The organism is Pseudoduganella sp. GW821-FHT05F09, from assembly GCF_059419605.1.
Map to the genome: position 1 here is coordinate 11,298 of NZ_JBWKSD010000014.1, position 11,689 is coordinate 22,986.

General features: G+C 66.2%; 8 protein-coding genes. 7 read left to right on the forward strand and 1 reads right to left on the reverse strand.

What is annotated here, in order from left to right:
* Positions 1–49 precede the first annotated feature (49 nt).
* Positions 50–3,154, reverse strand: coding sequence for a TonB-dependent receptor (locus tag AC07S4_RS29370; protein WP_494989956.1), 3,105 nt, complete (start codon positions 3,152–3,154; stop codon positions 50–52).
* 340 nt (positions 3,155–3,494) lie between these two features.
* Between AC07S4_RS29370 and AC07S4_RS29375 the strand changes: the two genes are divergently transcribed.
* The 7 genes from AC07S4_RS29375 (at position 3,495) to AC07S4_RS29405 (ending at position 11,669) form a co-directional block, all read left to right on the forward strand.
* The gene (locus AC07S4_RS29375) at positions 3,495–4,763 is read left to right on the forward strand and encodes an efflux RND transporter periplasmic adaptor subunit (protein ID WP_494989957.1); all 1,269 of its coding nucleotides are present in this window, start codon (positions 3,495–3,497) and stop codon (positions 4,761–4,763) included.
* 29 nt (positions 4,764–4,792) lie between these two features.
* Positions 4,793–5,488: an ABC transporter ATP-binding protein gene (locus tag AC07S4_RS29380; protein ID WP_494989958.1), complete on the forward strand. Its 696-nt coding sequence runs from the start codon at positions 4,793–4,795 to the stop codon at positions 5,486–5,488.
* A 10-nt stretch (positions 5,489–5,498) separates the two neighbouring features.
* Positions 5,499–6,812 carry an ABC transporter permease gene (locus AC07S4_RS29385; protein ID WP_494989959.1) on the forward strand — a complete coding sequence of 438 codons (1,314 nt, stop codon included), beginning with the start codon at positions 5,499–5,501 and terminating at the stop codon, positions 6,810–6,812.
* A gap of 12 nt (positions 6,813–6,824) precedes the next feature.
* Positions 6,825–8,060 (forward strand): ABC transporter permease, encoded by a 1,236-nt coding sequence (locus AC07S4_RS29390; RefSeq protein WP_494989960.1) that lies wholly within the window; start codon positions 6,825–6,827, stop codon positions 8,058–8,060.
* A 33-nt stretch (positions 8,061–8,093) separates the two neighbouring features.
* Positions 8,094–9,461 (forward strand): sigma-54-dependent transcriptional regulator, encoded by a 1,368-nt coding sequence (locus AC07S4_RS29395; protein WP_494989961.1) that lies wholly within the window; start codon positions 8,094–8,096, stop codon positions 9,459–9,461.
* A 7-nt stretch (positions 9,462–9,468) separates the two neighbouring features.
* Entirely contained in the window at positions 9,469–10,812 is a 1,344-nt protein-coding gene (locus AC07S4_RS29400) for a sensor histidine kinase (RefSeq protein ID WP_494989962.1), read from the forward strand.
* An 86-nt stretch (positions 10,813–10,898) separates the two neighbouring features.
* Positions 10,899–11,669: a spermine/spermidine synthase domain-containing protein gene (locus AC07S4_RS29405; RefSeq protein ID WP_494989963.1), complete on the forward strand. Its 771-nt coding sequence runs from the start codon at positions 10,899–10,901 to the stop codon at positions 11,667–11,669.
* Positions 11,670–11,689: the final 20 nt, after the last annotated feature.

Below are 11,689 nucleotides of genomic sequence, written 5' to 3' on the forward strand. Positions count from 1 at the left end.
AGGGTTGCCGCAGACCGCCATCGCTTGGGGAAGCGAGGGCTCATGCGGTTTAGAACTTCATGCGCAGGCCAACCGCGAAGGTACGGCCCGGATCATACTGCGACATGGTGGCGTTCGGGAACTGGAAGTAGCCGCGGCGCTTGGCTTTGTTCAGGTTCACGATGTCGAAGGTCAGCGACGGCAGGCCTTCGCGGTCGAATACCTGGTCCAGCTCGATGGCCGACGAGAAGTCCCACTGCTTGTAGGTGTCGCCGAACAGCGCCGCTTGCGTGATGCCGCTCTGGTTCGCCGTGGCGACCTGGCTGCCCTGCGAATAGGTGTGCATGAAGCGCGCCATGTAGCCGTGGTTCTCGTAGTACACGGTGAAGTTGTTGGTCTTCTTCGGTACGCCCAGTGCGATAAAGCCGCTGGAGCCTTCGCCGCTGGCTTGCTGGTTGATCAGCGTCAGCGTCTCGTTAAAGCCGAAGCCCTTGATAGGCAGGACTTTGTCGAGCGGCTGCACCCAGCCCAGTTCCAGGCCACGGATGCGCAGGATGCCGTCGGCGTTGCGTGGACGGGTCATCACGACCTGCGCCGCGTTCGGGCCGCCGCGCGAGTCGATCGCCTGCTGCTGCGCCGGGATCAGCGTGCCGTAGTTGATGCCGTACTGCGCCAGCGCGGTGAACGGCATGCTGATGTTCTCCTGCACCGTGAAGCCGTTCACGCGCTTCTGGAAGCCGGTGACCGAAACGTAGCCTTCGCGGCCGGTATACCAGTCCAGGCCCAGGTCGATATTATCCGACAGGTAAGGCTTCAGGGTCGGGTTGCCCATGGTGCCGGTATCAGCCGACACGCCGGAGAAGTTGATGCCTGGACGCAGTGCGTTCGGATCGACGCGGGTCATGCTGCGCGATGCGGCGGCGCGGAACACGATGTCCTTGCGCAGGTCGACAGCGATGGTGCCCGATGGCAGCGTGTTGTTGTAGTCGGTGTTCTGGTACACCCACTCGCTGATGTTCGGGTACTTGCTGCCGTTCAGGGTCAGGTTGGCATTGCGCGGATCGGACTGCGAATTGAGCGCGCCCACTTGCTGGTTGGTGCGCACGTAGCGCACGCCCACGTTCCAGCGGGTGGCAAAGCCGGCCGGAGCCAGTTCACCGCTCGCTTCCATGTACACACCCTTCGATTTCTCGCGGATGTAGCCAGCGCTTGCGCCGGTGGACGATGCGCCCGAATCCGGCGCGGTGCTGTTGTAGTAGTCGTAGTTCGAATCCTTGCGGAAGCGGTCCCAGTCCAGCGCCAGGTTGCCGTATGGGCCGGGCACCAGATAGCCAGGCAGCGCGGCGTTGGTGATCAGCGAACCCTGATAGGTCAGCGGTGCGCTCTGGCCCGAGGTGTAGCCGGTGCCATAGCCTGGGTACAGGGCAGCAGCGCTGGCGCCAGGGGTGCTGGCGCCGTTGCATGCGGGAGCGCCGTTCGGGCCTTGCAGGAACACGGTCGGGTTGTTGCCGCAGACGGCAGCCTGCCATGCGGCGGAGTTGTCCTGCGCGCGGATCTGGCGGTCGATGTCATCCCAGGCGAAGCCGCCCTTGATGGTCAGCTTCTTGTCGCCCCATACCAGGTTGGTGTGGAAGCCCTTGGTTTCGGTTTCGCGCAGCTCGTTCTGGATGTTGACGCGGCCGCCGTTCCACTGGTAGTTGGCAGGGCTGGTCAGGTCCAGGTTGGACGTGATCGACGGCACGCCGCCGTTGTTGGCGTAGGTGATGGTATTGCCGCTGTTCGGCGCCGTGATCGGCATCACCGTCGGCGCTTCGTGCGTGAAGCGGCTGCGGTTGTAGTTACCGGCCACGTCCAGCGCCAGCGTAGGCGTGATCTTCCATTCCGCGCCAGGGTTGATGCCCAGCAGGTCGACCTTGTCGCGGCGCGGGCCGAACTCGATGAAGTTCAGCGCGTTGGCGAAGGTGCCGGCGGTGACCGTGCAGCCGTTGGCGCAATCGGTCTTGTCAACCTGCATGTTCAGCGGAATGCCGGCATTGTTGCGCACTGCCCAGGTGTAGGCATTGCGCTGCATGTCGTCGTCCTTCTTGCTGTACATCGTGTCGACGTAGAAGTGCAGGTTCTCGGTCGGACGGTATTCGCCCGACAGCACGGCGGAAATCTTGTCCTTGGTGCCGTAGTATTCCATCGTGCGGCCCAGGCGCGGGACGATGGCATTGTCGATCTGCTGGATGGTCAGGCCCGGATTGTGCGCCAGCAGGAAGGCCTGGTCGATCACGGTGCCCGCCACCAGGCCGTTGCCTGCGCCGGCAGGAACGGTGGCCGGAATGGTCCAGTTGCCGCCGCCGGTGTTGTTGCGGGTTGGCGAGGTGCTTTGCGCTGCGGTCAGGTTGGGGTTGGTCCAGCCGACGGTTTCAAAGCCGGTGGTGCGGGCTTCCTGGCGCGACAAGGAGATGCCGCCCAGGATGCCGTATTTGCCGTCCCAGGTGTTCGACCAGATGGCCGTGCCGCGGGCGCCGGCCTTGTCGGCGATCTGCTGCTTGGTGCCGGTCAGGCTGATGGAGGTCTGGCGGCCTTCCTTGTCGAAGGGACGCGCGCTGCGCAGGTTGACCACGCCGGCCGCGCCGCCTTCGATCTGGCCTGCGGTCGGGCTCTTGCTGACGGTCAGCTTGGTGAACAGGTCGGTCGGCAGCAGGTCGAGGTCGACCTCGCGGTTGGTGTTGGCGCCGTCGATCGGGCCGGACGAAGCCACGGCGACCGGCGAGTTGTTCAGCAGGATCTTGGTGAACGAGGAACCCAGGCCACGGATCTGGATCGTCATGCCTTCGCCCGTCACGTCGCGGGTCACGCCCACGCCCGGCACGCGGGCCAGCGATTCGGCGATGTTTTTGTCCGGGAATTTACCGAGGTCTTCGGCGTTGATCGAATCCTGGAAGCCGATGGATTCTTTTTTATCTTTGGCGGAAGAGATCAAGCTGTTGCGGAAACCCGTCACTTTGACGGTTTGCAGTTCCGCTGCACCACCCTGGGCCGGCTCGGCCGCAACCGCAACCGGCGCCGCTGGCGCCGTGGCCGCCTCCTGCGCGTAGGCCTGCGCAATCATGCTGGCCATTACCGTCAGACCCAATACCACCTGCTTGCCCGCCTGCGAGGCGTGCTTTCCATGCTGCTTGATCATTTCCGTCTCCTGGTTTTTGTCGTACTGCTTTTATCAGTGTAGGAGGCTTTTCTCATCATTGTCAACATTTTCTAACATCGAATGTTATGCGCAACCATTTACAATTTTCTCCTTGGATACAGTGCGTTACACCCGTTACCTAAGCGCATCATGAAATAAAGAAAGTTCCTGTTGTTAGCCGCAATCATTTCCGCTGCGCCCGCTGTCCGGGCGGACAGGCACGGACAGCCGGACAGCGGACAGCCCTTGTCCGCTCTATAAAAATCAAGCACTTAGCGGCGAAAAACGCCTGGCACGCTTTCTGCATTGACGTGCTTACATTTTTCACAAGCACACCACCATGATCCGAGATACTTCCCATCAAGACACCGTCATCGCGCCGCCGGCCGGCCGGCAGCTGAAGCGCAAGCTGATCGCGCTGGCGGTGACAGTGGCGGTCGTTGCAGGCGGCGCCGTGTTGTACAACAACTGGAGCGGCAGCAGCCATTCGGTGAACGCGGCGCGCCTGCGCATTGCCGACGTCACGCGCGGCACGCTGGTGCGCGACGCCGCCGTCAACGGCCGCATCGTGGCCGCCGTCAGCCCCACGCTGTACTCGACCTCCCCGTCCACCGTCACGCTGAAAACCCATGCTGGCGACACCGTGAAAAAGGGCGACGTGCTGGCCATCCTGGAATCGCCCGACCTCACCGACGAACTGAAACGCGAGCAGGCCACTTTCCAGGAGCTGACGGCCGAAGTGGCGCGCCAGCAGATCCTGGCGCGCAAGCAGAAGATGCTGGCCAGGCGCGACGCAGACACCGCCGAGATCGAGCGCCTGTCCGCCCAGCGCACGCTGGAGCGCTACGACAGCGTGTCCAACGAGGGCGTGGTGGCCAAGATCGACTACCAGAAAGCCAAGGACGCGCTGCAGGCGGCCGAGATCCGCGCCCGCCACGCGGCCCAGGCGGCCGAGCTGGAAGGCGACAACGTGCTGCTGGAGCTGAAGACCAAGTCGGCCCAGCTGGAGCGCCAGAAACTGAACCTGGCCAACGCCCAGCGCAAGGTGGACGAGCTGACCGTGCGCGCGCCGGTGGACGGCTTTATCGGCACGCTGTCGGTGCCGAACCGCAGCGTGGTGCCGGCCAACGCGCCCCTGATGACGCTGGTGGACCTGTCCGCGCTGGAAGTGGAAGTGGAAGTGCCGGAGACCTATGTGGCCGACCTGGGCCTGGGCATGAGCGCGGAAATCCAGGTCGGCGGCGGCAAGGCCATGGGCAAACTGTCCGCGCTGTCGCCCGAGGTGGTGAAGAACCAGGTGCTGGCGCGGGTGCGCTTCGACGGCAAGCAGCCGGATGGCCTGCGCCAGAGCCAGCGCGTGAGCGCGCGCCTGCTGATCGACGAAAAACCGAATGTGCTGATGCTGCCGCGCGGCTCCTTCGTGGAGTCCGAGGGCGGCCGCTACGCCTACGTGCTGCGCGACGGCGTGGCCGTGCGCACGCCGATCAAGCTAGGCGCCACCAGCGTGACGGCGGTGGAAATCCTGAGCGGACTGAAACAAGGCGACAAAGTGGTGGTCGCCGGCACCGAAACCTTCGAGAACGCCGCGCGCGTCTCGGTCAACCAATAATCGCACCAGCCAACCGAAAGAGGCCCCTCATGCTGCGCATGCAAAACCTGAGCAAAGTTTACCGCACCCACATGATCGAAACCCACGCGCTGCGCGGCTTCGAGATCAACGTCAAGCAGGGCGAGTTCGTCACCGTGACCGGCCCGTCCGGTTCCGGCAAGACCAGCTTCCTGAACATCGCCGGGCTGCTGGAAGAATTCACCGACGGCGAATACATCCTGGACGGCACCAATGTGAAAGGCCTGGACGACAACGCCCGTTCGCGCCTGCGCAACGAAAAGCTGGGCTTCATCTTCCAGGGCTTCAACCTGATTCCCGACCTGTCGCTGTTCGACAATGTGGACGTGCCGCTGCGCTACCGCGGCTTCAACGCCGCCGAGCGCAAGGAGCGCATCGAGGACGCGCTGGCCAAGGTGGGCCTGGCTTCGCGCATGAAGCACTACCCGGCCGAGCTGTCCGGCGGCCAGCAGCAGCGCGTGGCCATCGCGCGCGCGCTGGCCGGTTCGCCCAAGCTGCTGCTGGCCGACGAACCGACCGGCAACCTGGATACCGCCATGGCGCGCGGCGTGATGGAGCTGCTGGAGGAAATCAACGCGCAGGGCACCACCATCCTGATGGTGACGCACGACCCGGAACTGGCGGTGCGCTCGCAGCGCAATGTGCACATCATCGACGGCCAGGTGTCGGACCTGGTGCGCAAGGCGCCAACGCTGGTGTCGGCATAAGGAGCGGCCCATGTTTTCCTACTACTTCCTGCTCGGCATACGCAGCCTGCGGCGCAACCCGGCGCTGACCGCGCTGATGGTGCTCACGCTGGCGGTGGGCGTGGCCGCCAGCATCGCCACGCTGACCATATTGCACGTGATGTCCGGCGACCCCATTCCCGGCAAGAGCGACCGCCTGTTCGTGCCGATGCTGGACAACGGCCCGCTGCAAGGCTACACCCCCGGCGACAAGCCGAACGACCGCCAGCTGTCCTATATCGACGCGGCCAACGTCGTCGCCAGCAAGCAGGGCGACCGCCGCACCGTGATGTACGGCGTGGCCGGCGCCATCGAGCCGGCGCGCAAGGACCTGAACGTGTTCAACGTGAGCGGCCTGGCGCCGACGCGCGACTTCTTCGCCATGTTCGAGGTGCCCTTCCTGCACGGCCAGGCCTGGAGCGAGGCGCACGACAAGGCCGGCGCGGACGTGGTGGTGCTGAGCCGCAAACTGTCCGAGAAGCTGTACGGCGACGCCGACCCGGTCGGCCAGCGCGTCACGCTGCTGGGCCATGAGTACCAGATCACCGGCGTGTACGACACCTGGAACCCGGTGCCGCGCTATGTGCGCATCATCGGCGGCCCCGGCGCCTTCGGCAGCGAGGACGAGTTCTACATCCCATTCTCCTCCGCCATCCGCCACGAGTACGGCCACAACGGCAGCATGAGCTGCAGCGCCTACCGCGACCCCGGCTTCGACGCGCTGCTGAAGTCCGAATGCACGTGGATACAGGGCTGGATCGAGCTGCACTCGGCGGCCGACCGCCCCGCCCTGCAGAACTGGCTGGACGCCTACTCCGCCGAGCAGTTCAAGCTGGGCCGCCTGAAACGCCAGGCGCCCACGCATCTGTACAACGTGAACGAATGGCTGGAATACCTGAAAGTGGTGGGCAACGACAACAAGCTGTCGGCCTGGCTGGCGTTCGGCTTCCTGGTCCTGTGCCTGGTCAACACCATCGGCCTGCTGCTGGCCAAGTTCTCGGTGCGCGCGCCGGAGGTGGGCATACGCCGCGCCCTGGGCGCCTCGCGCAAGGAGATCTTCAGCCAGTTCCTGATCGAGACCGCCGTGGTGGGCCTGGCCGGCGGCGTGAGCGGCCTGCTGCTGGCCTTCGGCGCGCTGGCCCTGATCGCCATGCAGTCCAAGCAGCTCACCGTGGTGGCGCATATGGACTGGGTGATGATGGGCGCCACCTTCCTGATGGCCGTGGCCTCCGCCATCCTGGCCGGCCTGCTGCCGACCTGGCGCGCCTGCCAGGTCACGCCGGCGCTGCAACTCAAGTCCCAATAAGGAATCGCGACCATGGAAATCCGTCCCATTTTCTCCGCGCTGATGCGCAACAAGACCGGCCCGATACTGGTGGCCGTGCAGGTGGCGCTGAGCCTGGCCATCCTGGCCAACGCGCTGCACATCGTGAACATCCGCCAGGCGGTGACTGCGCGCCCCAGCGGCATAACCGCCGAAAGCGACATCTTCCACCTGATCGTGCGCAGGCTGCGCGAGAGCGGCCACGAGGAGCAGCTGGCCACGCAGAAGGCGCAGGCCGCCACGCTGCGCGGCGTGCCCGGCGTGCTGTCGGTGGCCGATACCAACCAGGTGCCGCTGTCGCGCTCGGGCAGCTACAACAGCTTCGTCACCGACCTGAAACAGGACAAGCAGACCGCCGCCACCTCCTACTACATATCTCCCGATTCCCTGGTGAAGACCTGGGGACTGAAGGTGATTGAAGGGCGCGACTTCATGCCGTCCGACGTGATGGAAATCGACCAGAACACCAGCAAGGAACAGCCGTCCGTCATCATGATCAGCAAGACGCTGGGCGAGCGGGCCTGGCCGGACGCCACCAGCTACGTCGGCAAGACCTTGTACATGGGCGTGGGTCCGGAGGCCAAGCCGGCGCGCGTGATCGGCGTGATCGAACGCCTGCAGTCGCCCGGCGCCCAGCTGGGCGTGGATGGTGAAACCACCTCCATCGTGCCGGTGCGCCTGACCGGCGACAGCTTCTCGCTGTATACCGTGCGCGCCGAACCGGGCCAGCGCGACCGCGTGATGAAGGAAGCCGAGGAAGCGCTGCGCAAAGCCGGCAACAACCAGGTGGTGGTGAAGTCCAAGACGCTGGACGACGACCGCAAGGACCGCTACCGCGCCGACGTTGGCCTGGCATGGATGCTGATCACCGTCAGCGCCCTGCTGCTGCTGATTACGGCCAGCGGCATCGTCGGCATGGCCAGCCTGTGGGTGACGCAGCGGCGCAAGCAGATCGGCGTGCGGCGCGCGCTGGGGGCGCGGCGCGCGGACATCCTGCGCTACTTCATCACCGAGAACATCCTCATCACCAGCGTGGGCGTGACGGCCGGCGTGCTGCTGGCCCTGGCGCTGAACCAGCTGCTGGTGAGCAAGCTGGAAATGGAACGCCTGCCGGCCGCCTACATGCTGGTGGGAGCGGGCGTGTTCTGGGTGCTGGGCATCGTGGCGGTGTACGGCCCGGCGTGGCGCGCGGCATCGACCTCGCCGGCGCTGGCGACCCGCAGCGCCTAACCCGCCACCGCGGTTTTACGCTATGCTGGCGGCATGCCTACCGTACTGATAATCGACGACAATGCCGCCATCGCCGTCGCGCTCGAAGTCCTGTTTTCGCTGCACGACATCGACGCGCTGCGCGCGGCCTCGCCCGAGGCCGGCCTGGCCCTGCTGGAACAGCGCAGCGCCGCCATCGACCTGGTGATCCAGGACATGAACTTCAGCGCCGACACCACCTCCGGCGAGGAAGGCGTGGCGCTGTTCCGCGCCATCCGCGCGCGCCATCCCGACCTGCCGGTGATACTGCTCACCGCCTGGACCCACCTGAACGCCGCCGTCGACCTGATCAAGGCCGGCGCCGCCGACTACCTGGCCAAGCCCTGGGACGACAACCGCCTGATCGCCACCGTCACCAATCTGATCGAGCTGGGCCAGGCCAACCGCGCGCTGTCGCAGCGCATGCAGAGCGAGCTGCGCCAGCGGCGCGACCTGGAGAAGCACGAGCTGCGCGGCATGGTGTGGCAGGACCCGGCCACCGAACGCGTGATCCACCTGGCCTGCCAGGTGGCGCGCTCGGACGTGCCGGTACTGATCAGCGGCCCGAACGGCAGCGGCAAGGAACGCATCGCGGAAATCATCCAGGCCAATTCGGCCGTGCGCGACGGGCCGTTCGTGGTGCTCAACTGCGGCGCCCTGCCGGCCGAGCTGATCGAGGCCGAGCTGTTCGGCGCGGACGCCGGCGCCTACACCGGCGCCTCCAAGGCGCGCGAGGGCAAGTTCGAAGCGGCCGACGGCGGCACGCTGTTCCTCGACGAGATCGGCAACCTGCCGCTGGCCGGGCAGATGAAGCTGCTGCGCGTGCTCGAGACCGGCCGCTTCGAGCGCCTGGGCTCGAACCGCGAGCGGCAGGTGCGGGTGCGCGTGGTCAGCGCCACCAACGCCGACCTGCAGGCGATGATACGGGCCGGCACCTTCCGCGAGGATTTGTTCTACCGCCTCAACGTGATCGAGCTGAACCTGCCGCCGCTGGCGGCCCGCCCGGCCGACGTCCTGCCGCTGGCCCTGCACTTCCTGGACGGGCGCAAGACGCTGGACGCGCACGCGCAGGCGGCGCTGCAGGCGCACAGCTGGCCCGGCAATGTGCGCGAGCTGAAGAACGTGATGCAGCGCGCGTGCCTGCTGGCAAGCGGCGACGTCATCAAGGCGGCCGACCTCGGCCTGCCCGCCGCCGCGCCGCCGTCGCCGGCGCTGTCCGCCGCGTCCGCCGCCGACGCCGAGCCGGACCGCGAGGCCATCTCGCAGGCGCTGCGGCGCGCGCACGGCGTGGTGGCGCAGGCCGCCGCCGAACTGGGCCTGTCGCGCCAGGCGCTGTACCGCCGCATGGAGCGGCTCGGCATCGCGCGCATGAGCGGGCCGTGAGCGGCCCATGAGCGGAAAGCGCGACCTCGGCATACGCCTATCCCTGCTCACGCGCTGGTCCGCGCTGGTGGGCACGCTGCTCACGCTGGGCATCCTGATCGCGCTGGCGCTGACGCGGCTGCTGCCCGACCAGCCCACGCTGGTGGTCGGCATCTGCCTGCTGGCGGTGATCCCCATCGCCATCATCACCATCCGCGCCCAGCTCGAACACATGCTGTCGCTGTTCCGCGCGCTGACCGGCACCGTCACCAGCTACCAGGACGGCGACTTCTCGTTCAGCCTGCACTGGCCGCAGAACGACGAACTGAGCGACCTGGTGGGCGCGCACAACGCGCTGGGCCAGGTGCTGCGCGAACAGCGCCTCGGCCTGGTGCAGCGCGAACTGCTGCTCGACACCATGGTGCAGAACACGCCGGTGGCCATGCTGCTGGTCAGCGACAACGGCCCCATCGTCTACGCCAACCTGGCCGCGCGCCAGCTGCTGCACCAGGGCCGCCGCCTGGAAGGCCACCGCCTGGACGCCATCCTGGCCCAGGCCGCGCCGGCGCTGGTGGACGCCATGGCGCGCGGCGGCGACGGCCTGTTCACCACCGGCGAGGCCGAAGATGAAGAGGTCTACCACCTGGCGCGGCGCAGCTTCAACCTGAACGGCCGCAAGCACGAGCTGCTGCTGCTGCGCCAGCTGACGCTGGAACTGCGGCGGCAGGAGGTGCAGACCTGGAAAAAAGTCATCCGCGTCATCAGCCACGAACTAAACAACTCGCTCGCCCCGCTGACCTCGCTGGCCCACTCCGGCGCCGAACTGGTGCGGCGCGGCCAGACCGAGCGCCTGCCGCAAATCCTCGCCACCATCGAAGAGCGCACGCGCCACCTGGAAAGCTTCATCCTCGGCTACGCCCGCTTCGCCAAGCTGCCCACGCCGCGCCTGGAGCAGCACCAGTGGCCCGCTTTCATCGCCCAGCTCAAGGACCAGGCCGAGTTCACGCTGGTGGGCGAAGCGCCGCCGGACGGCGCCTGTTTCGACGGCGCGCAGATGGAGCAGGCGTTGCTGAACCTGCTGAAAAACGCGCACGAATCCGGCTCGCCGGCGGACGGCGTGAGCCTGGCGGTGCGGCGCGTGCAGGGGCTGGTGCGCATCGAGGTGCAGGACCGCGGCCCCGGCATGAGCGACGCAGTGCTGGCCAACGCCCTGGTGCCCTTCTACTCCACCAAGCGCAGCGGCACCGGCCTGGGCCTGGCGCTGGCGCGCGAGATCGCCGAAGCGCACGGCGGCCGCATCACGCTCGCCAACCGCGACGGCGGCGGCCTCACCGTCACCCTCATCCTGCCGCTCGCCACCAGTTGCAGCTAAGACAAAAGGGGTCAGGGTTGATATTCCCATGCGGGAATATCAACCCTGACCCCTTTTGTCTTTGGGGCGACATTTATAATGGCGGCATGAAATCCCTGCCTACTTCCGCCCGCTACGACCAGCCCGGCCATCCGCCGGCCACCATCACCGAATTCCAGGGCGTGCGCTCGCTGCACCTGGGCACTTCCTGGGTACAGGGCGCCATGCGCATCGCCAAGCCGGACGCCATCGAGCTCGAATATGTGCAGATGATGATGATGTGGATGCTGTTCCACGACCAGCCGCGCCATATCGTCCAGCTGGGCCTGGGCAGCGCGGCGCTGACCAAGTTCTGCTACCAGCGCTTCCCGGACGCCAAGGTCACCGCCGTGGAGCTCAATCCGAATGTGATCGCCATCTGCCGCGCGCTGTTCGGCCTGCCCGACAACGACGCCCGCCTGAACGTGGTGGAAATGAACGCGCTCGATTTCGTCATGGACCCGGCCAACCACGGCACCGTCGACATCCTGCAGGTGGACCTGTACGACGAGGAGGCGCGCGGCCCGGTGCTCGATACGCCGGAGTTCTACCAGGCCTGCTTCGATTGCCTGGGCGACAAGGGCATCATGACCACCAATGTGTTCGGCGAGTTCAGCAACTACGACAAGAACCTGCAGGCCATGGAGCTGGTGTTTGATGCGGTGGTGTGGCTGCCCGAGGTGCACGACGCGAATATCGTCGTGATCGCGTTCAAGCAGTCGCCGCAGATCGACTTCAGCGTGCTGTACGAACGCGCGGGCGCGATCAAGAACCGCCTGAACCTGCGCGCCAAGGCGTGGGTGGACGGACTCAAGGGGTGGATGTTGGATCAACAATAAGGCCGCAATAATCAGCGCCC

Coding starts and splice junctions, on each gene's coding strand:
- AC07S4_RS29370 (WP_494989956.1), bottom strand. CDS start 3,154: ATGATCAAGCAGCATGGAAAGCACGCCTCGCAGGCGGGCAAGCAGGTG.
- AC07S4_RS29375 (WP_494989957.1), top strand. CDS start 3,495: ATGATCCGAGATACTTCCCATCAAGACACCGTCATCGCGCCGCCGGCC.
- AC07S4_RS29380 (WP_494989958.1), top strand. CDS start 4,793: ATGCTGCGCATGCAAAACCTGAGCAAAGTTTACCGCACCCACATGATC.
- AC07S4_RS29385 (WP_494989959.1), top strand. CDS start 5,499: ATGTTTTCCTACTACTTCCTGCTCGGCATACGCAGCCTGCGGCGCAAC.
- AC07S4_RS29390 (WP_494989960.1), top strand. CDS start 6,825: ATGGAAATCCGTCCCATTTTCTCCGCGCTGATGCGCAACAAGACCGGC.
- AC07S4_RS29395 (WP_494989961.1), top strand. CDS start 8,094: ATGCCTACCGTACTGATAATCGACGACAATGCCGCCATCGCCGTCGCG.
- AC07S4_RS29400 (WP_494989962.1), top strand. CDS start 9,469: ATGAGCGGAAAGCGCGACCTCGGCATACGCCTATCCCTGCTCACGCGC.
- AC07S4_RS29405 (WP_494989963.1), top strand. CDS start 10,899: ATGAAATCCCTGCCTACTTCCGCCCGCTACGACCAGCCCGGCCATCCG.